Origin of the sequence: Schaalia turicensis ACS-279-V-Col4, from assembly GCF_000296505.1 — a bacterium.
GTDB lineage: Bacteria > Actinomycetota > Actinomycetes > Actinomycetales > Actinomycetaceae > Pauljensenia > Pauljensenia turicensis_A.
Map to the genome: position 1 here is coordinate 396756 of NZ_JH815209.1, position 26370 is coordinate 423125.

The window sequence follows — 26370 nt, forward strand, 5'->3', positions numbered from 1 at the left end:
GGCACAGGAAGCACCTAACGGCAGGTACTGGCTGGATATCGGATCGGGCGCATGGGACACATCAGGTCGCCCATCCGAGGTTCGCTTGGACCGAGCTCTTGTCGTGAGCCCCAGCGCTATCAGGCGTGAGGGCGCCACTGTGCCTCGCGACACGTGGGAAATGATGCTTCAAGCGCTCAAGAAGCACCCATAAGCGCGTTTAGTGAGCGCATTCACGCCCACTTTCCGCTAAGAAAATAGCGTTCGACGTATCGCGCTGGTAACGTTGTTAGTCGGACTCCCGGCCTGGTCGGGCAGGGGGTCTGGTCCGAGCCGTTTGCGGATGTCCCCACGTCCCAGTCCCGGTTCTGACACAGCCCTCACCGACCCTGTAATCACTTCAAGCAAGGAGTTTTCCGACTGTGGCGAATATTAAGTCTCAGATCAAGCGGATCCGCACCAACGAGAAGCGTCGTCTTCGTAACCAGTCTGTGAAGTCCGAGCTCAAGACGCTCGTTCGCAAGACCCGCGAAGCTGTTGAAGCAGGAGACAAAGAGCTCGCAATCGAGTCCCTCAAGACTGCTTCCCGCAAGCTGGATAAAGCCGTTTCCAAGGGCGTTATCCACAAGAACCAGGCCGCTAACCGCAAGTCCAAGCTTGCAAAGCGAGTTTCTTCGCTCGGCTGATCGCTCATTCTTCACCTTTGGGGTCGCATCCACGTGAGATGCGACCCCAAAGTGTTTGTGTACGGCGTGTTCATCAGGCAACGGACGGACGCGTTGGGTAACCCGTTCGCCCCGCGAACTTGAGCGTTTAACGCCTTCGACGCAACCGACAGATCGTCGTAATGGCCTTTTCAACTGCGTAGCGCGGGTCTCGGGACAAGCCTTTTGTTTCACTGTCTGCACGTCCAAGCGCTTGGATAGCATCTGCGAGCGAACGATCGTTCCACCCCCGCAACTGGCTACGCACGATATCCACCTGCCACTGTTGCATTCCCACGTTGACTCCGCGTCCGCTTGATGAGGCAGATACTTTCACCATCTGTCGGATCTTGATTGCCAGGGCAGCGACAAGCTGTTGAGGTTCAACACCCGTAGCGAACGCGTGCCGTACAAGGGTGAGGGCTCGCGCTGTTTCACCAGCGATGGCTGCATCGGCTACTTCGAATCTGCTTGCTTCAATGCGTCCCGCGTGATAACGATGCACGTCCTCTAGCGTGATTGTGCCGTCGCAGTCAGAGAGAAGCTGGGCAACTGCGGCCGCCATTTCGCGCAGGTCGGAGCCAAGCGCGTCAACGATCGCTTGCATCGCATCACGATCCATCTGACGGTGAGCACGGCGAACATCAGAGCGGATCAGCTCAAGCTTGTCCCGGTCAGATTTAATGATTTCTGCTGAGATAACGGGGAATTTAGCTTTTGCGATAGCGTCGGTGACCTTTTTTCCCTTCGCGTTTCCGCCGGGGTGAACCAGAAGAAGCCACACATCGAAGGCAGGGGCCGCAATATAGGTCAAGAGGTCGTTGGCAAGAGCGTCGCTCATCGTTTCAAGGTCACGAATGATCACCAGTCGGCTTTCACCAAACAGTGATGGCGAGGTAATCATGTCCAGTTGACCCGTCTGATAGGTGGCAGCGTTCAGGTCTGTGCGTTCAAGGTTTGGATCTACAGAACGCGCCTGCGAGCGCAGAGAATCAAGAGCGCGATCGATCAGCAGCCCTTCTTTGCCCTTAATCAAGACAATAGGAGCCAGTTCAATAGCAACCGGAGCTGGCGGTTTACTTCCCCGACTAGCCATTGATTACCTCTCTTTCTTCGCACGCCCTATAAGTCTGACACGTTCCATGTACACATGCGTTTGCACTCGACGTAGTAGGGGGATGACGAGCGCACGCTTCCAGTAGAGCACCAGTGCCGCGCTCACAATGCTAGCGACGATCACGTCACGCGACGAAAGCTGATGACTAGCCCCTGGAAGGTGTGCAAAGAAGAAAGCAACGTTCGTAATCCACCGCGTGAAGAACGCTGATCCTTGCGCGCACGCGTGAGCGAGCCAAGGAGAGACTCCAAGCAGGCATGTTGCCGCGATCGCCAGCAATGTCGCCGGCGCAACCGCTACCGAGGCCATAACATTCGCAGGTATGCCGTATACCGGGACGCGTGGGTTGGCAAGAAGCAGGATGGGGAAAGTCATCGCATAGCAACTGACTGGGATTGCCAAGTAGTCAATCGCGACGCCAATTGTTTTGCCGATGAGTGTGTCCGAACGGATTTTTCTGCGCCGATAATCGAGGATGTGCCGAGCGATCACAACCATTCCAAAGGTCGCCGCTACGGAGAGTGAAAAACCGAAGTTACTTGCGACCCACGGGTTGAACAGGATTGATCCGATGGTGACTGCGCTTAACGTCGTCACCCCCTGTTTTCCCCTACCGCTAGCCTCTGCCCCAATCCCCAACGCCGAGGTGAGTACCGCTCGCATTACTGCAGGCGTTGCCCCAACTATTGCAACCACAATGGTCAGAACTACTACGATTCCGAACAGACGAAAACGTGTGCGGCCTCGTAGGACGAGGGCGGCAACTCCCATGATGATCGCCAAGTGCGAGCCGGAGACTGCAGTTAAATGCAATAGTGAGGTCCGGCGAAAAGCTTCCTTCAGTTCTTTCGTCATTGCAGAGTCATTACCGATTGCCATTCCCGGAACCAAAGCTTGCGCTTGAGGTTCCAAGTCAGCAACCAGATCGACGAGGCCGGTGCGAATTCTTCGCACCGTAGCTCGCCACCCTTGTGGCCTAGCAACACATTTCAGTTTCGAGGTGTGAATGATTCCTGCCCAAGGAAGATGCGCGCTGAACTCAGTGTCGATCACTCCCCTGGTTTCAACTGTGTCCCCACGATAGAGAGTGGGCCAGTGGCTTCCTGTTAGTCGCACTTTAATAGGGCTAGTTGGTCGCATCCCTTGTGTGCCCGCGCCTGTCACGCGAAGGGAAACGATCTGCGAATCTGACGAGAACTTCCCTGAGACTTCAGATGGATCATCTTCTAGCTCGCCACGTATCGTGATCAACGATCCGGTTTGAGCCGCTTGAAAGACCTCGGTGCGCCGCGCACTGTTGTGAGCGACCGCCCCCACACACACGGCCACAACAGTGGCAAAACAGACCAGTGCTAGCAGGGCTCGCAGGGAACCAAATGGGATCAGGGTGTGACGCCCTTGGCGTGGCTGAACCGCATTCAACGATGCCAGCATCCACACGCACCCCAGGCTTGTAGCACCAGCAACAGCAGTTATGGCCGTGTTGCTGTCCGTTTTCGTTCCGAAGAGGGCACCGCACCAGACTGCCACTGCCACGGGGGCAAGACGCCAATCATGCATTGCCGGTGGCGGTTTCATTGACACGCCCGAGAACGGATCTTCTCTAGTAGTGCTGGTCCTATCCCCGGCACCGCATCAACGTCATCCACCGATTGGAACGGACCGGATTGGTCTCGGAACTCTTTGATTCGCCGGGCAAGTGCCGGACCAACGCCATCTAACTGCTCGAGAGCACCCACATCGGCCGTATTCAGGTCAATACATGAGCTCCCAGTTGTTGATGCGGTCGGTGACGAGGAATCAGAAGGGGTGTGTGCGACCTCGCCCACCCGAGGAATCACAATATGTTCCCCGTCCACCAGTGGGCGCGCTAGATTTACTTGTTCAACATCGGCATCTTCTGCCACTCCGCCCGCTTCTTCGAGTGCGTCAGCGACCCGTTTGCCCATTTCTAGGGTCAATAGGGACGGGGAATTGACCGCTCCCGTCACATAAACGGTGACCTGTTCTCTGTTCTGTTGATGTGGCGGAAGCGACGCGGGTTGGCTGGCGGATGACGCTACCCGAATCGACTGCGCAGACTCAGTGCTGGCGTAGTCTTCACTGTCATTCATCTGTTTTGCCGACGATGCCGTGGTTGTTTTCCACACACCGATCCCCGCAACAAGAAGAACAACGACTCCCAGTAGCACCATCGATTGAACCGACGGGAGCAGACGCACCTTCCACTCGGGACGCGACTCATCGAGCGGATCCTCATCTTCAGGCTCAAACACTGCCTCGGTCAGACGAGCGACATTCAGACGATTCGTGACATTCATGCGCACACACTAAGAAGCAACACCTCCTCGCGCACCTACGCAATAAGAAAACTGTGGATAACTCATCCGGCTATCAACAGGTTGGCTTGAGTCACGCCACCCGGCCTCGTTCCCCTTGAGGATGAAAGGCAGAACATCGAGTTCAGACATTCCCCGAAACGCCTTTGGCGTTGAACGAGGTTCTGACGCATCGTGGTACCGGACACGCAGGTGTCACGGTTCTCAATGAATCAGGTCGCCCAACTCCGGTTGCGCCGACGTCCATGTGGGCACCGCTTGCGTCATGGGACCGGCAAGCGCTGACTTTTGAGAAGGACTCCAAATCAGACAGGCGCGCACACTACGGCCTATCCCAACTAAGCTAAGGGGTTAAGGAACACAGCAGTGGCGAGCATCTCGCTTCATCCACTGCGGGATGCTCCTTCATCAAGCAGAGCCTGAAAGAGGAATCGACATGCGCATCGGATTTATTGGAGCCGGTTCAATGGTCGCCGCAATTGCACGCGGTGCGGTTGCAGCCGGAATGAACGGAGCTGATTTCCTTTTCACTGACGCGAATGGTGTCCATGCTCCGGCGCTTGCCCGCGAAGTTGGTGGGCAGGTTGCTTCATCCAATGGGTCGCTCGCTCATCAGGTTGACCTGCTTGTCCTTGGGGTGAAACCTCATATTCAGACTGAAGTGATCGAACAGATCGCTCATATCGTTCGCGAGCGTCCAGATATGGCCGTTGTTTCTTTGGCTGCCGGTCGCACCCTTGATTCAATGCTCCGCGATTTCGGCGCAGCGGTTCCCTTGATCCGCGTGATGCCGAATGTCAACGCACAGGTTGGCCAGTCAATGAGCGCAATCTGCTCTCAGGATGCAACCGAGGCTCAGCTTGGAGCAACCGAACGCCTGCTCAGCGCTGTCGGGCGTACCGTGCGAATCAGCGAGAAAGAATTCCCTGCGTTCATGGCGTTGGCAAGTTGCTCGCCCGCGTGGGTTTTCCAGATTATTGAGACGCTTGCCCGAGCCGGCGTGAAACATGGGCTGACGAAGTCTTCTGCCACCTTGATTGCCGCCCAGGCTGTTGCTGGCTCAGCGGACCTGCTTCTTGCAAGCCAAGAACGCGGTGTGAATGCTGCCCAGCTTATTGATTCGGTCTGCTCGCCCAATGGCACCACGATTGCCGGTCTGCTGGCCGCTGAAAACGCCGGTCTGTCCCCCGCACTTGTGACAGCTGTCGACGCTGCTATTGCACGCGATCAGGAAGTGTCTTCCTGATCTTTGTCTGTCCTGCGCGTCATCACTCCCAGTTGCGCGAACCCGACCAAGAAAACCCATCTCCCCATGAATGCTGTTGTCCTCTGATTGCGGATTTCACACTCGCGTGACTGGCTACGAAGGAGACTTCGTAGCCAGCTTTTATTGTGTTTCATTGACGAGGTTCCTCCCCGGGCCTCGTTGATTGATCGCCAGGGGTGGAAAGGTCGCGAATACCCGATGCGCACGTTTGGTTTTCCCCTTGAAATCCCACTACTCTAGTGGGGTACATGTCCACGACTCGGATGGAGAATATTGATATGGGTGGCCGTCTTTCGACCCCGACTTCTGTTGTAGCACCGACGGTTCCTGACCGTGTTGGCGCTGAAGGTTTGGAACACAAGTGGGGTGAGAGCTGGGAGAACGCAGGTACCTACGATTTCGATCGTACGGCAACGCGCGAGCAGGTGTACTCGATTGACACTCCGCCACCCACGGTTTCGGGTTCTCTTCACGTTGGACACGTGTTCTCGTACACCCACACTGACGTTATTGCGCGTTACCAGCGCATGATGGGTAAGTCCGTTTTCTACCCGATGGGTTGGGATGACAACGGTCTGCCGACTGAGCGTCGCGTGCAGAACTACTTTGGTGTTCGCGTTGATCCGACGCTCCCCTACGATCCTGACTTTGTTCCCCCACATGAGGGTGGCGAAGGTAAGTCGATCAAGGCTCGTGATCAGAAGCCGATTTCGCGTAAGAATTTCGTTGAGCTCTGCGAACGTCTGACGGTTGAAGATGAGGCTCAGTTCGAGGCGCTGTGGCGCTACCTTGGTCTGTCCGTGGATTGGAAGCAGCATTACCAGACGATCGGTAAGCGCGCCCGCAAGGTCGCTCAGGCTGCATTCCTCCGCAACTTGGCTCGCGGTGAGGCCTACCAGAGCGAGGCTCCCGGTCTTTGGGACATTACGTTCCAGACCGCTGTTGCTCAGGCTGAGCTTGAGTCGCGTGAGTACCCGGGCTTCTACCACCGTCTGGCGTTCCACCTCACAGATGCTGATGCTGCCGCAAAGGCTGTCGCTGCCGGTGCTCCCGTGGAGAACGGCGTGGATGTCTGCATCGAGACAACTCGTCCAGAGTTGCTCGGCGCGTGTGTTGCCCTTGTTGCTCACCCGGATGATGAGCGTTACAAGCCGTTGTTCGGAACGACCGTTGCCTCCCCCGTCTTCGGTGTTGAGGTTCCTGTTCTTCCTCATCCGCAGGCCGAGATGGATAAGGGCGCTGGTATCGCCATGTGCTGTACCTTCGGTGACACCACGGATATCGACTGGTGGCGTGACCTCGACCTTCCTCTGCGCGCGATCCTACGTAAGGACGGCCGTATCATCGCTGAAACGCCCAAGTGGATCACGTCCGCTGAAGGTATCGCAGCATTCGAGGCGATCGCCGGTAAGACGACGTTCTCCGCACGCGAGACCCTGGTTGCGATGCTCGCCGAGTCCGGTGAGATGCGCGGTGAGCCGACGAAGACGATGCGTCAGACGAACTTCTTCGAGAAGGGCGATAAGCCACTCGAAATCGTGACCTCGCGTCAGTGGTACATCCGTAACGGTGGCAAGCCGTGGACGAACCCGGCGTCGGGTAAGGATCTGAACGAAGAGCTGGTTGCTCGCGGTCGCGAGCTGGCATTCCACCCCGACTTCATGCGTGTACGCTACGAAAACTGGGTGACTGGCCTGAACAATGACTGGTTGGTTTCCCGCCAGCGTTTCTTCGGTGTTCCGTTCCCGCTGTGGTACAAGGTGAACGAGGCCGGCGAGGTCGATTACAACCAGATCATTACGCCGGCCGAAGACGAACTGCCCGTCGATCCTTCGTCTGATGTTCCGACTGGATACACCGAAGCCCAGCGTGGCGTTGCCGGCGGTTTCGTGGGAGAACTGGACATCATGGACACGTGGGCAACGTCGTCCCTGTCCCCGCAGCTGGCATGTGGTTGGCTCGAGGACGAGGATCTGTTCAGCCGTACGTACCCGATGGATCTGCGCCCTCAGGGTCAGGACATCATTCGTACTTGGCTCTTCTCGACCGTTGTTCGTGCAAACCTCGAGTTCGGAGAACTTCCGTGGAAGCACGCTGGTATCTCGGGCTGGATCCTTGATCCTGATCATAAGAAGATGTCGAAGTCCAAGGGCAACGTGGTCACCCCGATGGGTCTGCTTGAAAAGTACGGTTCGGATGCGGTTCGCTACTGGGCAACGTCCGCTCGACTGGGCTTGGATGCAATCTTCGACGAAGCGCAGATGAAGATCGGTCGTCGTCTGGCAATCAAGGTTCTGAACGCTTCGAAATTTGCTCTGACCATGGGTGGTGAGGGCGCGGCGATCGATCTGGATCCGGCGCAGGTGACGGTGCCGTTGGATCGTTCGGTTCTGGCGACGCTGGCCTCCGTCATCGACGAGGCCTCGGCTGCTCTGGCGTCCTACGAGCACTCTCGCGCGCTCGAGGTCACGGAGTCGTTCTTCTGGACGTTCTGCGACGACTACCTGGAGCTGGTCAAGGAGCGCGCCTACAACCGTGATGGCGCGTGGGACGAGGCCTCGGCCGCATCCGCCCGTGCGGCTCTGGCGATCGTTATCGACAACGTCGTGCGTCTGCTCGCCCCCTACCTGCCGTACGTGACGGAAGAGGTGTGGAGCTGGTACCGCGAGGGCAGCGTGCACACCGCTCCGTGGCCGGTCGTAGCTGACCTGGCTGGCGTCGAGGGCAATCCCTCAGTGCTCGAAGCCGCGTCCTCTGCTCTGATCGCGCTGCGTCGCGTGAAGTCTGAAGCGAAGGTGTCGCCACGTACGCCGTTCCTAGCGGTGACGGTGCGCGCCTCGCAGGCTCAGGTCGAGGCTCTGAAGTCCGTGAAGGGTGACCTGGAGGCTGCGTCAAAGGCCGTGGACGCCCTGACCGTGACCGCCTCCGATGACGCTGAGGCCACCGAGGCCGTCGTCGAGTCCTTCAAGCTGGGCGAGGCTCCTGCCAAACGCAAGGGCTGAGCGTTAGGCTACTGGGGGTCGCCCGTGGAACACCACGGGCGACCCCTCGTTTTACCCAGCATTGAAAGACAGGGCTAATGCCCGAAAGACACAGGTCTCAACAGCACTGATCTGCACGTTTACGACCTAGGGTGAAGCCATAGCACTCAAGAGGCTCAATGGGTTCCTGGCGACCATCCCACACTCCGACAACCGCGCTCGGATGGTAGAGGTGGCGGACTGGGGTGTTCACACCTACTCGGAACTGGAGCTGCGCATCGCGTGGAACCGCCGATGTTCACTCACCACAGCACGTATATCATTCGCGCTGAACTGGGATTGAATTGAACGAGCGATGCTCTCGCCTGATCCTGTCCCGTAAGGCAAAGCCACCCACCCCTAAAGACGCTCCCTCTCCCCCGTTCTACGGGCGCGTAGGATAGGGGGGGGAAACAGTAGGAGCGCCGCTGGCCCCGTCCCGCAGCACACACCGCCCAGCGACCAGGGAGCAGACATGACCGCCGAAGAAACCCCGGCCTCGTCCAACGACGACACGACGACGCAGGCGCAGACGACCACCAAAGCCCTTGAGTGGCACGCCCCCGTCCTGGTGCGCATCGACGACCACACGACGATCCCCCACCTGCTGAAAGAGCGCGTGCAGCGCAGTGCCACCCGCCCCCTCATCCTGCGCAAAATCGGTATCGGCGACACGTGGCGTTCCATCACGGCGCGCGACTTCTACGATGAGGTGCACGCGCTCGCCGCTGGCCTCATCGCGCGGGGCCTCGAACCCGGCGACCGCGTCGCGATTATGAGCCACACCCGCTACGAGTGGACGCTCCTCGACTTCGCGTGTTGGGCGGCCGGCCTCGTCCCCGTGCCCATCTACGAGACCAGCTCCATCGACCAGGTCGCCCACGTCCTCGTCGACGCGGACGTCAACCTCATCATCACCGAAACCGTGTCCATGGCAGAGATCGTGCGCGCGGCAGCAGAGCGAGAAAACCGGGACAGCACCCACGTGCTCTCCCTAGACTCCGAGGCCATCGAGACCCTCATCGCGGAGGGTTCGGCCACCCCGCGCGAGCGCGTCCTCGCCCGCTCGGAGGCCCTCACCAAGGACGACATCGCAACCATCGTCTACACGTCGGGCACGATGGGCACGCCCAAGGGCGCAGTCCTGTCCCATGAGAATTTCACGAACCTATGCCTGAACGCCCACTCGTGGATGCCGGAGATTGCCGCCGGCAAGGACTCGCGCCTGCTCCTCTTCCTACCGCTGGCCCACGTGTTCGCGCGCTTCCTGCAGGTCTTCCAGATCAGTGGCAACGGCGTGCTTGGCCACGCCTCTAACATCAAGAACCTGCTGAACGACCTGGCATCTTTCAAGCCGAGCTATCTCCTCGTCGTCCCGCGCGTCCTAGAAAAGATCTACAACTCGGCGGACACGAAGGCTTCCGGCCCCAAGCGCAAGATCTTCCGCTGGGCCGCCAAGATCGCGATCGCCTACTCGCGTGCCCTCGACACTGAGGAAGGCCCCAGCGCCTCCCTCAAGGCCCAGCACGCGCTGGCGAATAAGCTCGTCTACCAGCAGATCATCCGCCTGGTGGGCGGCAACGCAGACTACATCGTCTCGGGCGGCGCACCCCTGGCCACTTGGCTCGCCCACTTCTATCGCGGCGTCGGTATCCCCGTTCTAGAGGGCTACGGCCTGACAGAGACGGTCGGCCCGGTCTCTGTCAACACGCCCCACCTGTCCAAGATCGGCACCGTAGGCCCGGCTCTGCCGCCCATGTCCTTCAAGATCAGCGACGAGGGTGAGATCCTACTCAAGGGCCCAAGCATCTTCCAGTACTACCACAACGACCCCGAAGCAACGACCGCCTGCTTCACCGAAGACGGCTGGTTCCGCACGGGCGACCTGGGGTCCCTGGACCGCGACGGCTACGTGTCCATCACGGGCCGCGCGAAAGAGATCATCGTGACGGCGGGTGGCAAGAACGTCGCCCCGGCTGTCCTCGAAAACCCGATGCGCTCCCACCCGCTCATCTCCCAGGTCCTGGTCGTGGGCGACCAGAGGCCGTTCATCGCCGCGCTTATCACGCTGGACGCGGAGATGCTGCCCGATTGGCTCGCCACCCATTCGCTGCCCCCGATGAGCGTGGCGGAGGCAGCCACGAACGTCGAGGTCCTGGCCTCCCTAGAGAAGGCGGTGGCCTCGGCGAATAAGCACGTCTCGCGCGCCGAGTCGATCCGCAAGATCAAGGTCCTCACGACCGACTTCACGGAGGCAAACGGCCTGCTCACACCCTCGCTCAAGGTCAAGCGCCTGAAGGCCACGCATCGCCTTGCCTCCGTCATCGACGAGATCTACGGCGGTCCCGTGCAAAACTGACCTGCTCATGAACAAAGCCGTGGCCGGCTCGCTCCCCTCTCGGTGTCGGGGTTGGCGAGTCGGCCACGGCTTTCTTATGTGGGCAACCTACTGCGAGGCGAGCGCCGCTGTGGGTGGCGTGCGGGCCGCTCGGATCGCGGGGTAGAGCCCGGCGACGGCGCCGATGAGGAGAGTGGAGCCGAGGCCTGCGGCGATCACCCACCAGTGCAGGGTTGGCGGCCATCCGTACGCGTAACACATGCCCCAGGTGACACCGGCGCCGATGAGGCATCCGGCGAGTCCTCCGAGGAAGGACAGCAGCAGGGCTTCGGCCAGGAACTGCACGGTGACGTGTCCCCGCTTGGCGCCGAGCGAGCGGCGCAGGCCAATCTCCTTACGACGTTCCAGGACGGAAATGATCATCGTGTTGGCCACGCCGATGCCACCGACGAGCAGGGCGATCGAACCGACGCCGGCGAGCAGGGTCGTGAGCGTCTGGTCGGCCGCGTTTTGGGCGGCCAGTGCGTCGGAAGGGCGTGAGACCTTGAGGCCGGTGGCGCCCTGCGGGGCGAGCGTGGGTCCGAGGAGCTCGCGGACGTTCTCCACCTGGTCCTCGGAGGAGCGCTCATAGATCGTCGTGGGGGTCTTGCCCGCGCCGAAGTACGTGTCCGCGGCGGCAACGCCGATGAGGGCGGCGTTATCAAGTTCCTCGGCCAGGGGTGCTGGATCCATAATGCCCAAGACGGTGAACGACATGCCACCCAGCCACACCTGGGTGCCTGGCTCGACGACGCCGAGCAGCTGCGCGGCTTTCGAGCCCAGGACGACGCCCGGATACTTCGCGGTGGCATCGTTGAGCCACGTGCCCTTCTTCATGGTCCCGGATACGACATTCAGGAGGTTCGTGTCAGCCGCCATCGTGATGATGCCGCCGGTCGCGTTCGGGTCGGACAGGCGCGAGCGGTACACGGAGACGCCGCTCAGCGTCGACGTCGAAGCCGCGTCGGTGACGCCCGGGATCATGAGAGTGCGGCCCACGGCGTCCTCGGGCAGGATGAGGTCCGTCCCCGACAGGTCAGCGCCGCTGCGCGCCGTCAGCATGTTGGTACCCAGCGCCCGCAGCTGCTCTTGCAGGCGGGCCTGTGAGGATGCGGAGACGCCGACGACGCCGACCATGGCCGCGATGCCGATCGCGATGCCCAGGGCCGAGAGGACGGCACGCATAGGGCGAGCGCGCAGGCCCGTCAGGCCCAGGCGCGCGACGTCCGAGAGGCGCAGGGCGGAGCGACCGGTTTCTGAATTCTTCTCACTCTCCATGGCCACCTCCCGGGTGTGCGGAGTCGGAGACAATCTCGCCATCGCGGATGGCGATCTGCCTGGGCAGCGAGGCCGCCAGGTCGTTGTCGTGGGTGATCACGATGATGGTGGTGCCGGCCTCGTTGAGCTCGCGCAGGAGGGTGACGATGGACGCGCCCGAGCGCGAGTCGAGGTTGCCGGTGGGCTCGTCGGCCAGCAGCAGGGCCGGGTGCCCGATGATGGCACGAGCGATTGCGACGCGCTGGCGTTCACCGCCCGACATCTGGTGGGGCTTGTGGTCCATGCGGTGTCCGAGGCCCACGCGGGTCAGAGCCTCACGCGCGGCCTCGCGACGCTTGGCACGGGGCACGCCCCGATAGAGCAGTCCGTCTGCGACGTTGTCAAGGGCGCAGACGCCGGCCGTCAGGTGGAACTGCTGGAACACGAAACCGATCAGCGACGATCGCACTCCCGACAGCTCCGTGTCACGCAGGGAGGACACGTCTGTGCCGTTAATGCACACGCTGCCCGAGGTGGGGCGGTCGAGCGTTCCGATGAGGTTGAGCAGAGTGGATTTTCCGGAGCCGGACGGCCCGACGATGGCGACGAACTCTCCCTCGTCGACGGCCAGGGATACTCCGTTACAGGCATGCACGGGCGGGCTACCGAAGGACCGGTGCACGTCGGTCAGTTGCAGGATGTGGCTCATCGGTTGGGCACCACCACGCGCTGGCCTTCGGCGATCTCGTCGCCGCTCACTTCGACGCGGTCTCCCGCGAACAGGCCGACGGTGACAGGGACCCGACGAATCTTGCCCGACTCATCCACGACCTCGACGCCGAACTGGTCGGCACTCAGGGCCACGAGCGCGCTGAGGGGCACGGACAGCACGTCCGTGCGAGTCTCGGAGGTCAGGCCCAGGGAGACCGAGGCCTCCTGGAGCCCTTCGAGGGCGGAGGTGTCATCGGGGGTGACGGTGATCGGAATAATTCGTTCCTTGGTCGTCTCCTCGGATCCCTCCTCGCTGGCTTTTTCGCGCGGGGGTTCGACCGAGGTAATCGTCCCGGTCGTCGTGGTGGTGGAGCCGGGCAGGCGCACGGTCACTGAGTTTCCGACGACGCCGAGAGCCTGGTCGGAGAGCTTCAGGTTCGCGGAGATGACTTGACGCGAGGAAGAGGCCGTGAACAGTTCCGTCTCCATCGTCGCGTTGTCGCCGACGCGGGCCTTCAGGGCACCAATACGCAGGTCCTCAGGTGCAAAGAGGACGGTGCCCAGCGGCAGCGAGCCGGTCTGGGGCAGGTCGAGGGCCTTTTGCCACCTCTGGATCGCCACGGTCGTGTTCCAGTCGAAGTGGGCATCGGGGGTAGCCGTGAAATAGCCGAGCTCGGACAGCGCGGTCTCCAGCTGGGTGACATCCTCGCCGTTGTCCATGCCTGCCTCAAACGTGCGCCAGGCGGGGGTAGAGCCGTGGAGCAGATACGTGTTGTCGCCACCGACCGTGTACACGTGCGATCCCTGAGTGAGGGTCGTGCCGGGCGTGGGCAGGGAGGTGACAACGCCTTCGAAGGCACTCTTGAGGGTGTAGGAGTCGGCGTAGTGGAGGTTTCCCTGGACGGTGGTCTCCCCCGCCAGGTCTCCCTTCGTAATGGTCTCCGTCGCACCGTCAAAGGACTGGGGGGCTTGGGCGTCTGTGTTGGTGCCCGAGCAGGCGGACAGGGTCAGCGCGCCGATCGCCAGGATCGCGAGTGCCGCGGGGCGCAGGGTTTGCGAACGCTTCACTTGGCGGCCCCTGACTGCTGGAAGCACTTGTTGAGCACATCCTCGGGGATGTCCTTGACGCTGATGCCTTCGCCCGCCTGCGGGTCCTTGACGTCATATCCGGCCTCACGCAGGCACTGCGCTGCCTTGACCATTGACTCGCGCGCTGCGGGGTCGTTCGCAATGTTGTCCTCGCCGGTCAAGCCGGAGACCTTCATCATGCACTCGTTGAGGGCAGAGTCGAAGGCGGTGGAGTGATCGTTGAGCTGATCGGGCGTCAGGCCCGTGTCAGGCACGTCGAAGCCCTTGTCACGCATGCACTGAGCAAACAGCAGATTCGGGTCGTTGCTGGCCGCGTTGGTGGCCGTTCCGCTCTGGCTCTTGGTGTTGGACGCGGACGAGGTGGACGAGCCGGTCGATCCGCATGCGCTGAGGACCGTAGCCAGGGTGACGGCGACGACGGCAAGAGCGCGCATCTGCGTGCGATTCTTCATCAAAAAAACTCCTTGAGGACTGCTTATCGGCAATGGTTCTCACTGCCTGAATAGATTACAGTCCACAACCCTGAAAGCTGCCTGAAAACTATCGGGGAGCCTGCGCAGAATTCCACCAGACACCCCTGAGAGGGCAAAACGAGGCGGGGGGCGCTCGCACATCCACCGTCTCTCAGCAGATTCTCTTCCTCGTCGGGCGCTTATACGGTCAGTCTTCGCCCCCCTTCGGAGCGAGCCGTGTTTTGCTCGAGGATGGACAGGATCTCTACGTGCTTGGCCTCACTCAAGGCAACCTACCCGAGTGCCCATCATCTCCCAACAATGCCATGCTTCGGTATTGAGTGGGCGCTCCCCTCGTCGTACTCGGCCTTGATGTCTTCGTGGTGGCGAATAACTTCCTTCACCATGAAGGCAAGGAACTTTTCAGCAAAGTCGGGGTCGAGGCCGGATTCTTCGGCGAGCGATCGCAGACGCGCAACCTGTCGTGCTTCACGTGCCGGGTCAGCCGGCGGAAGATCATGGAGAGCTTTGATGTGTCCGACTCGCTGGGTACAGCGGAAACGCTCAGCAAGAATATGGACGAGCGCAGCATCGATGTTGTCGATGGTTCCACGCGCGTCAGCCAGCTCGGCAGGGATGCCTGTTCCGATCAGGGCCTCTCCGGACGTGTGGGCGCTGATCTGTGTTTCTTCTGCCACTGGTTTTCCCATCCGGTTCAGGCGGTGCGAATCTGATGAGCGCGCTCGGCGTAGAGCTCAGGCTCACCTTCACCAAGAACGTACTCGCGCGTAATCACAACGCGCCCCACGTCGTCACGGCTGGGCAGCTCAAACATCAGGTCAGACAGTGTGTTCTCCATGATCGACGACAGGCCACGGGCACCGGTCTTACGCTCGTTCGCCAAGGCCGCGACCTCGAGCAACGCCTCGTGCGTGAACTCCAGATCAATGCCGTCAAGCTCGAAAAGATGCTGGTACTGGCGAACTAGGGAGTTCGTCGGCTCGGTCAGGACGCGGACGAGGTCTTCTTCGGTCAGTTCCTGCGTGGACGTCAGGATCGGCAGACGACCAATGAATTCTGGAATCATGCCGAACTTGTGCAGATCTTCCGGGGTGATCTCTTTGTACAGGTCACCCATTTCAGCAGCAGACTTCAGGTCTGAGCCAAAACCGGTGGAACGCTGACCCAAACGAGCCTTCACGATCTCTTCAATACCGGCGAAAGCCCCCGCTGCGATGAACAGGATGCCCGACGTGTCAATCTCAAGGAACTGCTGGTTCGGGTGCTTGCGTCCGCCCTGCGGCGGCACCGAAGCAACCGTGCCTTCAATAATCTTCAGCAGAGCCTGCTGGACACCTTCGCCGGAAACATCGCGTGTAATCGAGGCGTTCTCTCCTTTACGGCCAATCTTGTCGATTTCGTCGACGTAGATGATGCCCCGTTCAGCCTTTTTAATGTCACCATCCGCGGTCTGGATCAGACGAAGAAGAATATTCTCGACGTCCTCACCAACGTAGCCGGCTTCCGTCAGCGCAGTCGCGTCAACGATCGCGAAAGGAACGTCAAGCATACGCGCCAGCGAACGCGCCAAGTGAGTCTTGCCCGTACCCGTGGGGCCAAGCAACAGAATGTTCGACTTGGTCCCCTGCATATCTTCAGCATGCCCAGCGTCACGCGACTTCACACGCTTGTAGTGGTTGTAGACCGCGACAGACAGCGCACGCTTCGCACGATCCTGGCCGATCACCCACGAATTCAGGAAGTCGTTGATTTCAATTGGCTTCGGCAGGGGCAGTTCCGAGGTTTCTTCGGGAGCCTTGCCCAATTCCTCAGCGATGATTTCGTTGCAGAGGTCTATGCACTCGTCGCAGATGTAGACACCGGAACCGCCGATGAGCTTGCGCACCTGCTTCTGACTCTTTCCACAGAACGAGCACTTGAGCAGTTCAGCTCCGTCGGTCAGTCGAGCCACGTTAGCCCTCCATCGATCAAAATTCATCACTACCGCGCGCCACCGGGACGTCACACGTAGATATGTTGGTTGCCACCTAGGATTGGCGTGCAAACGCTTCCGTTCAGCGTGTCTTCAGCCTATGTGAGGACAGGTAAGTCCGCCATTCGGCGCGCCATTTTCTCCCCACAGCGTAGCCACCTTCACGCTAGTGAGCGCCAGCGTTTTAGCCCTTGCGGGACTGAAGAACCTGGTCGATCAGGCCGTATTCTTTCGCCTGGGGAGCGGTCAGGATCTTGTCGCGCTCGATGTCGCGACGAACCTGCTCAACCGGGGTGCCCGAGTGATGCGCGAGCGTATCTTCCAGCCACGCGCGCATACGGTCGATCTCGTCAGCAACGATCTGGATATCGGATGCCTGCCCCTGCATGCCTTCCATGGCCGGCTGGTGGATCAGAACACGAGCATTCGGCAGTGCCAGGCGCTTGCCCGGTGAACCGGCCGCCAGCAGAACGGCTGCAGCCGATGCGGCCTGACCAAGGCACACGGTCTGGATCTGCGGCTTAATGTACTGCATCGTGTCGTAGATTGCGGTCAGCGCGGTGAAGGAACCACCGGGGCTGTTGATGTACATGGTGATCAGCGAATCGGGATCCTGGCTTTCCAGAACCAGAAGCTGCGCCATCACGTCATCAGCAGACGCGTCATCAACCTGCACGCCGAGGAACACAATGCGATCCTCGAATAGCTTGGCGTAGGGGTCCTGGCGCTTAAAACCGTAAGCGGTGCGCTCTTCGAAATTCGGCAGAACATAGCGAGCCTGTGGCATCTGACGGGCGATACCTTCAAAGTACGGGGTGGTGCTCATCAGTTTTCTCCATCCTGGCCGAGCGTACTAATTTCCTGCGGGTTCACGATGACCTTGTCAACGAAGCCGTATTCCAGGGCCTCGTACGCCGAGAACCAATTGTCACGGTCCGCGTCCAGTTCGATCTGCTCAACGGACTTGCCGGTACGCTCAGCGGTGATCTCAGCGAGTTCCTTCTTCATCTTCAGAATCAGGTCCGCGTTAATACGAATCTCAGTGGCGCTACCACCGGCACCACCAAGAGGCTGGTGGAGCAGGACGCGAGTATGCGGGGTGATGAAGCGCTTGCCCGGCGCGCCTGCGGTCAGCAGGAACTGACCCATCGAAGCAGCCAAGCCCATTGCGACAGTGACGACATCAGGCTTGACGTACTGCATAGTGTCGTAAATTGCCATGCCTGCGGTCACCGACCCACCCGGGCTGTTGATGTACAGGTAGATGTCGCGGTCCGGATCTTCGGCGGCAAGCAGAAGCATCTGGGCGCAGATCGCGTTGGCGTTTTCATCACGGACCTCGCCGTTCAGCCAAATGATGCGTTCTGCAAGAAGTCGCTGGTACACGGAGTCGGACAGACCCATCGGCGATTGCACGCCGCCGCCTGCCATTACAGCCTGGTCGCTCACGAGGATTCTCCTTGGTCGAATAGATCCGCTTTCAGATCCCACTGGGTATAACTTATCGGTTTCACGCGGACAAGGCTCAGCCAATCCCCCTCTGTTCGCTGTAGGCGCAGTGCTCATAGCAGTATGAGGCCTCCCACATGCAATGTGGCCGGTACCCGAAAGTACCGGCCACATTCACTCGCGTGTTGCTAGCGCATGCTTGAATCAGGCTTCAGTGGTTTCTTCTGCCTCTTCAGCTTCTGCTTCTTCCTTTGCAACGTCGCCGAAGAACTCAGAGAGGTCAACGACCGTGCCTTCAGTGTCCTTGACGGTGACCTGACGCAGAGCCTCGATCATAGCCTTGGAACGTCCGAGGTCTGCGACAACTGCTGCCATCTGCTGCGAGGAGGAGAACAGCTGGTTGATGTCGATGCCGAGGTTCTGCGACATCTGGATCGCGTAGTCGATGAGTTCCTGCTGGGAAACCTGAACATCGAACTTCTTCGCGATTGCCTCGGAGAGGAGTTCAGAACGCAGTTCGCGCTCGACGGCCGCGCGCGCTTCCTTCTTTTCTTTCGGCTTGGCATCTTCGGAGACGCGGCGCGAAACCTCGTGCTCGATGACCTCTTCAGGAAGAAGAATCTCAACCTGTTCGAGGAGGTCGGTGATCAGGTTGTCGCGGGCCTGTAGCGCCTGCTGCGAGGTCTTTGACTGGCCGGCCTGCGTGCGCAGGTCTTCCATGAGCTCGTCGATGGTGTCGAATTCAGAAACCATCTGAGCGAAGTCGTCGTCCGCCTTCGGCAGTTCGCGCGCCTTCATGGACTTCACGGTGATGGTGATGTCTGCTTCTTCACCTTCGTGGTCGCCGCCCTTGAGGGTGGACGTGAAGGAAACCTCGTCGCCTGCCTTGGTGCCACGCAGAGCCTTGTCCTGACCATTGAGCATGTTGCCCGAGCCGATTTCGTAGGACACGTCTGCGACCGAGTCGACCTCTTCACCGTTGATGGTGGCAACCATGTCGATGGTTGCGTAATCGCCGGTCTTGGCCTTGCGGTTGATGGTCTTCAGAGTTGCGAAGCGAGAGCGGAGCTCGTCGAGTTCCTTCTGGACGTCTTCGTCGGTGACCTCGGTGGTGTCGACGGTGACAACGGTCTTCTCGTCGAATTCGGGGAGCTCGAAGTCCGGCACAACCGGGACCTCAGCGGTGAAGATCAGCTGTCCCCCCTGTTCGCCGGTGGTGTTCGGGATCTCGGTGACCTCGACCTGTGGCTGTTGCATCGGGCGGAGCGAATGCTCTGCGACTGCATCCGAGTAGTGACCCGGCAGGACCTCGTTGACGACCTGTTCGATGACGGCTGCGCGACCGAAACGCTGGTCGATGATGCGAGGTGGCACGTGGCCCTTACGGAAACCGGGGATGGAGACCTGCTGGGAGATATCCTTGTAGGCCTTGTTCATCTCATCGGACAGTTCCTCGTAGGGAACCTCAACGGTCAGGCGAACCTTGGTGGGTTCGAGAGTCTCAACGGTGCTCTTCACGTGCGTGCACTCCAAAACGTTTCAAATTTGCGGGAGCACCCAATTCGGGCGCATGACAACTCGCCTAGTTTACGACAGACCCGCGTCAATGTCCCTATCGAGACCAGGTTTATGGCTTAAATGCGCGCAACTCCACTAATCGAGGGCGACTCCACCTTCGAAGTTTCCAAGGAGTGATCCACAGACCAGTCATTCATCAGTCGTGCGCAAACTCGAGGATCCCTAGGCTCTCACATACATAACCCCGACACTGCAGCTTTCGCCAGTGAAAGATCTGGGGTCTTCATCTCAGGCATACAGAAATTATCGCGAGGAGTATCCGCTGGGCGCGCCATTTCCCAGAAGGAGATCCACTCAATCCGTCTGCCTCGCCCTACTTAATCGCCAGAAGAGATCATGGACGCACGGCGTAGGCGTAGTACACCGACGAGGCCGAGGACAAGGAAGAGGCTCGCGGCTAGGAGCGCCCAGCTTGTGGCATCGCTAAAGCCCCTCGTCAGTGCTTCCACGGTGAGAGCAGTTTGATCACCAAGGGCGCTGTGATCGCCTTGAGCTCGCAGTTGCGCGATCATGACGCCGGCGGACGAGCGCGTTGCCTCGGCAATGGAATCGAATGCCTCCCCTGTCAGTCCGGCGTCTTCAAGCGCTTGAGGAAGAGCCATCGAGAGCGAAACGGAGAGCATGGCCCCCGCAACAGCAGTTCCCAAAGCCGAACCAATCTGCCTGACCGTACTCTGTGTCGCCGATCCTTGACCGGAGAATTGAACAGGAATATCCCGAAGTACCGTGCCCGTCAACTGCGCTGATGCAAGACCGAGTCCAAGACCATAGACGGTCAGAGGCAGGCCAATCCCCCATCCCGGGGTCGTCGGGCTCACAAGAAGTGCGAGAACCAGAATGCCTACCACTTCCAGAGCCAGTCCGATCAATACTGTCGCCGGAGCGCCGAACCTCGCCGCAAGATGTCGCGCAGACGCACCCGACAAGAACGCACCAACTGCCATCGCCGCAAGGACGAGCCCCGCGCCCATGATGTCCAAGCCAAGTGCGTTGATGAGATACAGGGGAAGAACAAAAATGATCGCGAATTCTCCCACTGCAACCATTCCGGCAGTCACGTTCCCCCACGCAAAGGTCGGCAGAAGGAAGAGGTCCAGGCGAAGAAGAGCTGTGCGCTGAACCTTCTCACGATGGCGTTCCCACATCACGAAGAGAGCCAGCGCAATCACTGCGACTCCCAAGGCAACGGGGACGGGAGAAAGCGCAGCAGTTGTCGGCCAATCCCACCCAAAGATGCTGAATTCACCCTTCGGAGTCCACCACCCAAGGTCAGGGCCCTCGATAACGGCGAAGACAAGAGCTCCGAAGCCAATCGCGCTGAGCATGGCTCCATCAACATCGATGCCGGGACGCCCACTCTTCCCCCGAGTATTCGGCACGGTAAACAGCGCGGCGACAAATACCAGCGCGCCAATCGGAAGGTTGACCAGGAAGATCCACGGCCACGAGGCCCACTGAGTCAGCGCTCCACCCGCAAGTGGCCCAACTGCGGCAGCGCCGGAAATAACGGCACCCCAGACACCGAATGCCGCCGCCCTATATCGACCACGGAATACCGCGTTTACCGTTGAAAGCGTCGAGGGCATGATGAAAGCCGCCCCCAATGCTTGGATCGCGCGCGACGAGATCAGAACCCCCGCGGTTTCGGATTGGGCAGCTAAGAGACTCCCCGCTACGAACACGACGATACCGATCAGGAATACCTTTTTACGCCCCCACCTATCAGCCAAGTTGCCCGTCGAAAGCAGAAGCGCTGCGAGCAGGACTGCATAGAGACTGTTTACCCATTGCGCGTCGGTGATATTCAGCTGCAAGTCCCCAATAATGACAGGGAGAGCAACTCCGACGATTGTGCCGTCAAGGACAATGAGCCCCAGACCGATGGAGAGAACTGCTAGAGCCATCCAGTCACGGCGCGTGGGTGCTACTTCAGAATTCTGGTTTACTGCGCTCATACTTCAATGACCTTTGACGTGGATCAACGAACGAATGCCATATACACAATTATTATGACACCCTGTCAGATACTTTGCTGAGCGAAACGCACATAAAAGAGGCAAAGCACCGAAGAGGGACAATCTCGCAGCGCTGAGGGCAAACTTTATCTGGCCAAAGAAGCGAAACCTCACCCCCGCTACCTCGCCACCTCGCCACAAACGGCGCGATAGCAAACCGAGAAAGACTGAGTTTCCTCCGTTTATCCAACAATGGGCGCGCGAAGGGTACGCTTTAGGTATGTCCGAAACGACTTCTTCCTACGAGCAACAGACGCGCCTTGCGTTTACTCTGTTTGATTTCTGGAAGACAACACGGGCAGCAACAATTCTTGGCGAAAAGTTCGCTGCGGATCTTTATTCGACGATCGATGAAGAGTCGACGATCGCATTGCATGAGATGCTCTACTCCCTCACAGAGTCGCAGGAGAGGCTTCCGAAGTCTCTCGAGACCGAGTATCTGGCATGGACTTCGCCGAAGATACGCGAAGACGATGAAGATTACGCTGGTTTTCATGCATTCCAGCTGGGTAAGGCGGATATCGAACAGCAGAAAGGGGTTGACGGTGACATTAGATAGTCGCTATGTCATTGACGACCCTGTGCGGTCTTCGCAGCGCGTATGGAGAGTAGCTGAGCTCAGTGATGATGGATCACCATTGCGCGGACCCATTCTTGTTACGTTTGACAAGAGAACAATTTTCAACTTGTGGACTGATTTCCCCTCTAAGTTCACCCCAGAGCAGATTCAGATCATGCGAGAAGAAGAACCATACTGGTATGAGTTCTTCATGCCAAGGCTAGAAGAAGCTTGAGGGCTCTATTCAGACGTAGCACCAATACACATCGACATCAGTCAGGCCAAAAGCCGTGTACGACCACAAGCCGGTGCAGATTCATTTCAGCGTTCCCCAAGGAACTCGGGCGGTCAATCCGATGCGGATTGGTCAATACGGTGCATCTGAGCGCGAAATCATTCTCCACCGCGGCCTGAAATACAGAATCGATCACGTACAAAAAGATAAAAAGGCGGGCAAGATTCACGTCTTTGCTACGATTCTCGAGGAAAAAGAGTAGAACAACGCCATGGAGCCGAAGAAGAAGTCGCTCTCGAATGAGGAGCTGAACAGGCTCGTCGAAGAATCCGGATGGATCGACGGCGAGTGGCATTCTGCCGCTGCGATAAGTCCCGCCGGCGAATCGTCCCTCCCGGAGGGCCGCTACCCATGCATGATCTTCCTCGTCGACGAGACGCCAGTCTCATGGGTCGACCTGATCCGCGATGGCAAGGTCGTCGCCATGCTCGCCTGGTACGGAGACCCCGTCACCTACATCGACCCGGACTGGATCAGCCACAGCACGGCCGATGATGAGCTCCAGCACTACATGGACGAACTCGGGATCCGCGGACTCACCATGACCGAGGCGCGCGACCACATCCTGGAGATCTGGGAGCACACCGAGATCCGCACAGGCACCCTCGGAGAGTACAACGCGATCTACGAAGAACGGCTGAACAAGCTGTAGAAGCTCAAGCGCTAACAGCACCAACACCTTCAACACACAGAGAGAACCCCGAAGCCACTGAAGCTCCGGGGTTTCTTCATGCCCGCGCTCGCGGGAAATCGACAACGTTATCGGCGCGCTGATTCAGCGTCCATATTGCTTCAGCCGAAGCGCGCGGAGCCCGCGAGGGGATCACCAACAGCCATGGAACGCATTTGCGTGATGATTTGGATGAAGTGCGCGCGGGTATGAAAACTCTTGTGCGCAAAATCGATGAAATCGAACGCGCCCGCGTGGAGGATGCTCGCAGTCGCGAACGACGCGACCAACGGGCAGAAGACCAAATCGACGGGCTCCGGCTCGATATTCGCGCCCTAACCGCGTCAGCAGAGAAAACGCATGGACGCTTAGAGTCGCGCCTAAACTGCTTAGAAGCCTCTGGCAATGACAAACACTACCCGGCTGGGAATCAAAAACCGCCCTCGCTTTCCCGCGTGGATTGTGAGGGCGGTTTTTGCGTATCTGTCATCAATTGGTTGGCTTTGACCAGTTGCCGCGTCCTGGGCGGCGAGCGTTCCACTCGTCGATTGTTTCTACTTTCCAGCCCATTGTGCGCCTGCCTTCGAGTCCGATGTACACGTCGGGCTCTGGAAGCGTGTAGTGCCCTAGAGTGCCTACTTGTACGCCAATACGGCGGGCAAGGTCAGAGCGAGACAGGTAGACGGGTGTCTGGTCTGTCATTTCTTGTTCCTTCCCATGATGAATGCAATCAGGTAGATGACCCATGCGACGACAAGCAACGTGCCTGCGATTGCTGCGTAGACCGTATAGCCTTCGACGGCAAGCCAGACGATGATGCATGCGAGAGCGAGCGAGATCAGGATGTCCTTGATGTTGTTCATGTTGTGTGGTGGAATTTTTCGTAGGGGCCGGTGGCCCGGAGTTGTTACTGGCATCTCCGGGCCATCGGTCTCATTTGCGGTTGTTCCTCGGTACTGTGATCACCTTGGCGCTTGCCTTGATGATTTCAGCGATCCCGAAGAGGATTCCCAGTAATTCCTACGAAATCCGTTTCCTTCACCCCCTTCCTACACCCCCATAATACCACACTAGTAAAGTGTTGACAGGTGGAAAGAGGATACAAAGCAAGAAAATGACTAGAACTTGAAACTCTCCCCAAGCTTCCGCGCGTTCGGCTTCCTCAGCTTCCTTCCGACGCTTACGACGGTCAGCGGGTGTGATATACACCCCACGAATCATCTCTGATTTCGCAATCGCCATCGCGTTTTGGGCGTCTTTCAGGTTGGAATATGAGCCGATTAGGTACCGTTTGCCCTCAAAACTGAAGCGGACGCGGTATTTTCCTCAGTATTTCTCGATTCCACGCGGTAACTGTGGCATTTCAGCTCCGTTGGTTGTGCCTGGTATCAATTTCAACGGCTATTGGTATCAGGCGGGCTTGATACCAGCATGATACCAATTTCAGGCACCTAAACGGCTTTCACTCTCCCCCACACCACCCCACCACAAACGGCGTGATAGCAACAAAAACCCCCGATTCTCAACGAAAACCGGGGGTTATCAGAGCGGATGACGGGAATCGAACCCGCGTGATCTGCTTGGAAGGCAGAGGCTCTACCATTGAGCTACATCCGCAGACGCATCAAAGCGCGCATGGTCGATAGTAGCGGGTTTTCACTTCGATTGCGAAATTTAACCCTCTAGGCCTTATGATCTTCCATGTAGCATTTCGCTTCGGCGCCCTCAAACGCCGTTGCGTGTGTTTCGGGGTGTGGCGCAGCTTGGTAGCGCGCCTGCTTTGGGAGCAGGATGTCGCAGGTTCAAATCCTGTCACCCCGACAGTCAAAAAGAGGCCGTGACCCGCATAAAGGTCACGGCCTCTTTCACTTCAATGCTCATGAAGCAACGTATTTCAGAACGTTGCCGTATCGATCACGTAGCGGTAGCGCACCTTAGAGTCGACAACGTTGTTGTAGGCCTCGGTGATGTCTTCGCCACTGATGATCTGAACCTGCGGGGCGATTCCATGCTCGCCACAGAAGTCCAACATTTCCTGCGTTTCGGGGATGCCACCAATGTTGGAACCAGCAACGATTCGGTTACCGCCAATGACCGAACGCCACGGCAGGGTCAGCGGTGTCTCGGGCAGGCCGACGTTCACGAAGGAACCGAGCGGACGCAGTGTTGCAATCAGCCCCGCGTAATCAAGGTTCGCGGCGCTAACGGTGCAGATAATCAGGTCAAAGCTGGAAGCAAGCGAGGCGACTGTCCCCTCTTCACTGGTGGCGTAGAAGTGCGTTGCGCCGAACCGACGCGCATCTTCTTCCTTCGAACGACCGTGCGAAATCACGGAGACCTCGGCACCCATGGCCGCCGCAATCTGGACCGCCATGTGCCCCAGTCCGCCCATGCCCACAATTGCGACCTTCTTGCCGGGGCCAGCTCCGAAGCGCTTCAGTGGCGAATACGTCGTAATACCCGCGCACAGCAACGGAGCCGCTGCCTCAAACGGGATTTCATCCGGGATACGGCACGCAAAGTTTTCCGACACCGTGAAGCCCTGGGAGTAACCGCCGGCAGTCGGATTTCCATCGGCATCCAAACCGTAGGTCCAGAGCGCTCCTGGAAGGCCGGCCTCGTCCCCTGTACAGAACTGTTCGTAGCCCGAGGTGCACATTTCACACGTGCCACACGAGTTGGTCAGGCAACCGACGCCGACCTTGTCGCCAACCTTGTACTTCGTGACGCCTTCGCCGACTTTGGTGACGATGCCGGCGATCTCATGACCGGGGACCAGAGGGTACTTCTTCGGGCCCCACTCGCCCCTGGCGCTGTGAATGTCGGAGTGGCAGACGCCGGCGTACTTGACCTCGAAATAGATTTCGCCGGGGCCGGGTTCGCGCAGGTGAATGGTGGTTTTGTGGAAAATGCTGGCGGTGTCGTCGCACGCGTAGGCGAGAACGTCGGGCATGATGCCTCCAAAGATTGTGGGGGGGGGATCGCCGATTATCGGCGTCGTTTCATTATCCGCGTTGGGTGCAATTCGCGCACGCCGACGACGGTGATGAAGTTGCTGGCGGCGTGAGCACGGTGGACGTGGGTGGATTCAGTTGCCACAAGTGGATCATTCCACGATGCACGAGGTCGCGCCCCTGATGAGGGCTCAACGCCTATGTGGCGCGAATATCACGAAGCATTTCCGCCGAGCGCTCTGGGGAGCCTCGTAGCTCGTCGCCTTACCAGCGACGAAGCGGCACCAACCGTAATCTGAAGGTCGCGGTGGCTGAACCAGGTTTGCCTTCGTCTTCACACACAAAAGAGAAAAGATCATCAATCATTTCTCGCAATTCGCGGAGCGTGTGGCCCTGCGTGTGGTAGGTCTGCCCAGCGTACGTTAAATGAGCGATCCACCAGCCACGATCACGAGCGACCTCAACGGTCATCATTTCCCCTCCAGTTCCTCGTAAGAAAAATTGCCACTGTAGTCCTCAGACATTCGCGGAGCCCCCCCCTTATG

The 26370-nt window shown here is 59.0% G+C and carries 24 protein-coding genes, 2 tRNA genes and 1 pseudogene; 10 read left to right on the forward strand and 17 right to left on the reverse strand.

What is annotated here, in order from left to right; genetic code table 11:
* The first annotated feature begins 401 nt into the window (after window positions 1–401).
* Window positions 402–665: a 30S ribosomal protein S20 gene (gene rpsT / locus HMPREF9241_RS05500; protein WP_006681291.1), complete on the forward strand. Its 264-nt coding sequence runs from the start codon at window positions 402–404 to the stop codon at window positions 663–665.
* A 127-nt stretch (window positions 666–792) separates the two neighbouring features.
* Here rpsT and holA read toward each other — a convergent pair whose 3' ends face one another.
* Genes holA through HMPREF9241_RS05515 form a run of 3 tightly spaced genes read right to left on the reverse strand, consistent with a single transcriptional unit; the run spans window position 793 to window position 4121 of the window.
* On the reverse strand, window positions 793–1779 hold the full coding sequence (gene holA / locus HMPREF9241_RS05505; protein ID WP_006681292.1) for a DNA polymerase III subunit delta: 987 nt from the start codon (window positions 1777–1779) through the stop codon (window positions 793–795).
* 3 nt (window positions 1780–1782) lie between these two features.
* On the reverse strand, window positions 1783–3378 hold the full coding sequence (locus HMPREF9241_RS05510; RefSeq protein ID WP_006681293.1) for a ComEC/Rec2 family competence protein: 1596 nt from the start codon (window positions 3376–3378) through the stop codon (window positions 1783–1785).
* Window positions 3375–4121: a helix-hairpin-helix domain-containing protein gene (locus HMPREF9241_RS05515; protein ID WP_006681294.1), complete on the reverse strand. Its 747-nt coding sequence runs from the start codon at window positions 4119–4121 to the stop codon at window positions 3375–3377. Before HMPREF9241_RS05515 ends, HMPREF9241_RS05510 begins: the two co-directional genes overlap by 4 nt.
* A gap of 170 nt (window positions 4122–4291) precedes the next feature.
* Here HMPREF9241_RS05515 and HMPREF9241_RS09660 point away from each other — a divergent pair, with 170 nt between their 5' ends.
* The 4 genes from HMPREF9241_RS09660 (at window position 4292) to HMPREF9241_RS05530 (ending at window position 10785) form a co-directional block, all read left to right on the forward strand.
* Window positions 4292–4486, forward strand: coding sequence for a hypothetical protein (locus HMPREF9241_RS09660; protein ID WP_341532739.1), 195 nt, complete (start codon window positions 4292–4294; stop codon window positions 4484–4486).
* 89 nt (window positions 4487–4575) lie between these two features.
* Entirely contained in the window at window positions 4576–5385 is an 810-nt protein-coding gene (proC, locus tag HMPREF9241_RS05520; protein ID WP_006681295.1) for a pyrroline-5-carboxylate reductase, read from the forward strand.
* 299 nt (window positions 5386–5684) lie between these two features.
* On the forward strand, window positions 5685–8408 hold the full coding sequence (gene valS, locus HMPREF9241_RS05525; RefSeq protein WP_006681296.1) for a valine--tRNA ligase: 2724 nt from the start codon (window positions 5685–5687) through the stop codon (window positions 8406–8408).
* Between the two features lie 493 nt (window positions 8409–8901).
* Window positions 8902–10785 carry an AMP-dependent synthetase/ligase gene (locus tag HMPREF9241_RS05530; RefSeq protein ID WP_006681297.1) on the forward strand — a complete coding sequence of 628 codons (1884 nt, stop codon included), beginning with the start codon at window positions 8902–8904 and terminating at the stop codon, window positions 10783–10785.
* Window positions 10786–10872: 87 nt separating this feature from the next.
* On the opposite strand, the gene HMPREF9241_RS05535 is transcribed toward HMPREF9241_RS05530, so the two are convergent.
* From HMPREF9241_RS05535 to HMPREF9241_RS05580, 10 genes are all read right to left on the reverse strand, one after another.
* On the reverse strand, window positions 10873–12081 hold the full coding sequence (locus HMPREF9241_RS05535) for an ABC transporter permease (protein WP_006681298.1): 1209 nt from the start codon (window positions 12079–12081) through the stop codon (window positions 10873–10875).
* Window positions 12071–12769: an ABC transporter ATP-binding protein gene (locus tag HMPREF9241_RS05540; protein ID WP_006681299.1), complete on the reverse strand. Its 699-nt coding sequence runs from the start codon at window positions 12767–12769 to the stop codon at window positions 12071–12073. The genes HMPREF9241_RS05535 and HMPREF9241_RS05540 overlap by 11 nt, the downstream gene beginning before the upstream one ends.
* Window positions 12766–13839: a peptidoglycan-binding protein gene (locus tag HMPREF9241_RS05545; RefSeq protein WP_006681300.1), complete on the reverse strand. Its 1074-nt coding sequence runs from the start codon at window positions 13837–13839 to the stop codon at window positions 12766–12768. Before HMPREF9241_RS05545 ends, HMPREF9241_RS05540 begins: the two co-directional genes overlap by 4 nt.
* Complete coding sequence (locus HMPREF9241_RS05550; protein ID WP_006681301.1) at window positions 13836–14312, reverse strand: hypothetical protein; 477 nt, start codon at window positions 14310–14312, stop codon at window positions 13836–13838. Before HMPREF9241_RS05550 ends, HMPREF9241_RS05545 begins: the two co-directional genes overlap by 4 nt.
* A 308-nt stretch (window positions 14313–14620) precedes the next feature.
* Window positions 14621–15010, reverse strand: a complete 390-nt coding sequence (locus HMPREF9241_RS05555; RefSeq protein WP_006681302.1) for a chorismate mutase — start codon at window positions 15008–15010, stop codon at window positions 14621–14623.
* 17 nt (window positions 15011–15027) lie between these two features.
* Entirely contained in the window at window positions 15028–16284 is a 1257-nt protein-coding gene (clpX, locus tag HMPREF9241_RS05560) for an ATP-dependent Clp protease ATP-binding subunit ClpX (RefSeq protein WP_006681303.1), read from the reverse strand.
* A gap of 205 nt (window positions 16285–16489) precedes the next feature.
* Entirely contained in the window at window positions 16490–17131 is a 642-nt protein-coding gene (locus HMPREF9241_RS05565) for an ATP-dependent Clp protease proteolytic subunit (RefSeq protein ID WP_006681304.1), read from the reverse strand.
* On the reverse strand, window positions 17131–17736 hold the full coding sequence (locus HMPREF9241_RS05570; RefSeq protein ID WP_040318567.1) for an ATP-dependent Clp protease proteolytic subunit: 606 nt from the start codon (window positions 17734–17736) through the stop codon (window positions 17131–17133). The genes HMPREF9241_RS05565 and HMPREF9241_RS05570 overlap by 1 nt, the downstream gene beginning before the upstream one ends.
* Window positions 17737–17958: 222 nt before the next feature.
* A complete protein-coding gene (gene tig, locus HMPREF9241_RS05575; protein ID WP_006681306.1) occupies window positions 17959–19272 on the reverse strand; it encodes a trigger factor in 1314 nt (437 codons plus the stop codon).
* A 377-nt stretch (window positions 19273–19649) separates the two neighbouring features.
* Window positions 19650–21287: an MFS transporter gene (locus HMPREF9241_RS05580; RefSeq protein WP_006681307.1), complete on the reverse strand. Its 1638-nt coding sequence runs from the start codon at window positions 21285–21287 to the stop codon at window positions 19650–19652.
* Window positions 21288–21567: 280 nt separating this feature from the next.
* Between HMPREF9241_RS05580 and HMPREF9241_RS05585 the strand changes: the two genes are divergently transcribed.
* From HMPREF9241_RS05585 to HMPREF9241_RS05590, 4 genes and pseudogenes are all read left to right on the forward strand, one after another.
* Complete coding sequence (locus tag HMPREF9241_RS05585; RefSeq protein ID WP_006681308.1) at window positions 21568–21906, forward strand: hypothetical protein; 339 nt, start codon at window positions 21568–21570, stop codon at window positions 21904–21906.
* Window positions 21842–22141, forward strand: a complete 300-nt coding sequence (locus tag HMPREF9241_RS09800) for a DUF7675 family protein (protein WP_424133817.1) — start codon at window positions 21842–21844, stop codon at window positions 22139–22141. The genes HMPREF9241_RS05585 and HMPREF9241_RS09800 overlap by 65 nt, the downstream gene beginning before the upstream one ends.
* Before the next feature lie 34 nt (window positions 22142–22175).
* Window positions 22176–22403: pseudogene (locus HMPREF9241_RS09080) on the forward strand (ADP-ribosyltransferase); the annotation flags it as partial.
* Between the two features lie 9 nt (window positions 22404–22412).
* Complete coding sequence (locus HMPREF9241_RS05590) at window positions 22413–22853, forward strand: hypothetical protein (protein WP_006681311.1); 441 nt, start codon at window positions 22413–22415, stop codon at window positions 22851–22853.
* A gap of 507 nt (window positions 22854–23360) precedes the next feature.
* On the opposite strand, the gene HMPREF9241_RS05595 is transcribed toward HMPREF9241_RS05590, so the two are convergent.
* From HMPREF9241_RS05595 to HMPREF9241_RS05600, 3 genes are all read right to left on the reverse strand, one after another.
* The gene (locus HMPREF9241_RS05595) at window positions 23361–23573 is read right to left on the reverse strand and encodes a hypothetical protein (protein ID WP_006681312.1); all 213 of its coding nucleotides are present in this window, start codon (window positions 23571–23573) and stop codon (window positions 23361–23363) included.
* Window positions 23570–23734: a hypothetical protein gene (locus tag HMPREF9241_RS09400; RefSeq protein WP_006681313.1), complete on the reverse strand. Its 165-nt coding sequence runs from the start codon at window positions 23732–23734 to the stop codon at window positions 23570–23572. The genes HMPREF9241_RS05595 and HMPREF9241_RS09400 overlap by 4 nt, the downstream gene beginning before the upstream one ends.
* A 683-nt stretch (window positions 23735–24417) precedes the next feature.
* Window positions 24418–24488, reverse strand: a tRNA-Gly gene (locus tag HMPREF9241_RS05600).
* Between the two features lie 130 nt (window positions 24489–24618).
* Between HMPREF9241_RS05600 and HMPREF9241_RS05605 the strand changes: the two genes are divergently transcribed.
* Window positions 24619–24692 (forward strand) — tRNA-Pro (locus HMPREF9241_RS05605).
* Between the two features lie 73 nt (window positions 24693–24765).
* Here HMPREF9241_RS05605 and HMPREF9241_RS05610 read toward each other — a convergent pair.
* A complete protein-coding gene (locus HMPREF9241_RS05610) occupies window positions 24766–25824 on the reverse strand; it encodes an NAD(P)-dependent alcohol dehydrogenase (protein WP_006681314.1) in 1059 nt (352 codons plus the stop codon).
* Between the last annotated feature and the right edge of the window lie 546 nt (window positions 25825–26370).

What these genes read in the sequence shown, in the direction of transcription:
- holA (WP_006681292.1), bottom strand. Translation starts at nt 1,779, where the DNA reads ATGGCTAGTCGGGGAAGTAAACCGCCAGCTCCGGTTGCTATTGAACTG.
- HMPREF9241_RS05510 (WP_006681293.1), bottom strand. Translation starts at nt 3,378, where the DNA reads ATGAAACCGCCACCGGCAATGCATGATTGGCGTCTTGCCCCCGTGGCA.
- HMPREF9241_RS05515 (WP_006681294.1), bottom strand. Translation starts at nt 4,121, where the DNA reads ATGAATGTCACGAATCGTCTGAATGTCGCTCGTCTGACCGAGGCAGTG.
- proC (WP_006681295.1), top strand. Translation starts at nt 4,576, where the DNA reads ATGCGCATCGGATTTATTGGAGCCGGTTCAATGGTCGCCGCAATTGCA.
- valS (WP_006681296.1), top strand. Translation starts at nt 5,685, where the DNA reads ATGGGTGGCCGTCTTTCGACCCCGACTTCTGTTGTAGCACCGACGGTT.
- HMPREF9241_RS05530 (WP_006681297.1), top strand. Translation starts at nt 8,902, where the DNA reads ATGACCGCCGAAGAAACCCCGGCCTCGTCCAACGACGACACGACGACG.
- HMPREF9241_RS05535 (WP_006681298.1), bottom strand. Translation starts at nt 12,081, where the DNA reads ATGGAGAGTGAGAAGAATTCAGAAACCGGTCGCTCCGCCCTGCGCCTC.
- HMPREF9241_RS05540 (WP_006681299.1), bottom strand. Translation starts at nt 12,769, where the DNA reads ATGAGCCACATCCTGCAACTGACCGACGTGCACCGGTCCTTCGGTAGC.
- HMPREF9241_RS05550 (WP_006681301.1), bottom strand. Translation starts at nt 14,312, where the DNA reads ATGAAGAATCGCACGCAGATGCGCGCTCTTGCCGTCGTCGCCGTCACC.
- HMPREF9241_RS05565 (WP_006681304.1), bottom strand. Translation starts at nt 17,131, where the DNA reads ATGAGCACCACCCCGTACTTTGAAGGTATCGCCCGTCAGATGCCACAG.
- HMPREF9241_RS05570 (WP_040318567.1), bottom strand. Translation starts at nt 17,736, where the DNA reads ATGGCAGGCGGCGGCGTGCAATCGCCGATGGGTCTGTCCGACTCCGTG.
- HMPREF9241_RS05580 (WP_006681307.1), bottom strand. Translation starts at nt 21,287, where the DNA reads ATGAGCGCAGTAAACCAGAATTCTGAAGTAGCACCCACGCGCCGTGAC.
- HMPREF9241_RS05585 (WP_006681308.1), top strand. Translation starts at nt 21,568, where the DNA reads ATGTCCGAAACGACTTCTTCCTACGAGCAACAGACGCGCCTTGCGTTT.
- HMPREF9241_RS09800 (WP_424133817.1), top strand. Translation starts at nt 21,842, where the DNA reads ATGCATTCCAGCTGGGTAAGGCGGATATCGAACAGCAGAAAGGGGTTG.
- HMPREF9241_RS05590 (WP_006681311.1), top strand. Translation starts at nt 22,413, where the DNA reads ATGGAGCCGAAGAAGAAGTCGCTCTCGAATGAGGAGCTGAACAGGCTC.
- HMPREF9241_RS05595 (WP_006681312.1), bottom strand. Translation starts at nt 23,573, where the DNA reads ATGACAGACCAGACACCCGTCTACCTGTCTCGCTCTGACCTTGCCCGC.
- HMPREF9241_RS09400 (WP_006681313.1), bottom strand. Translation starts at nt 23,734, where the DNA reads ATGAACAACATCAAGGACATCCTGATCTCGCTCGCTCTCGCATGCATC.
- HMPREF9241_RS05610 (WP_006681314.1), bottom strand. Translation starts at nt 25,824, where the DNA reads ATGCCCGACGTTCTCGCCTACGCGTGCGACGACACCGCCAGCATTTTC.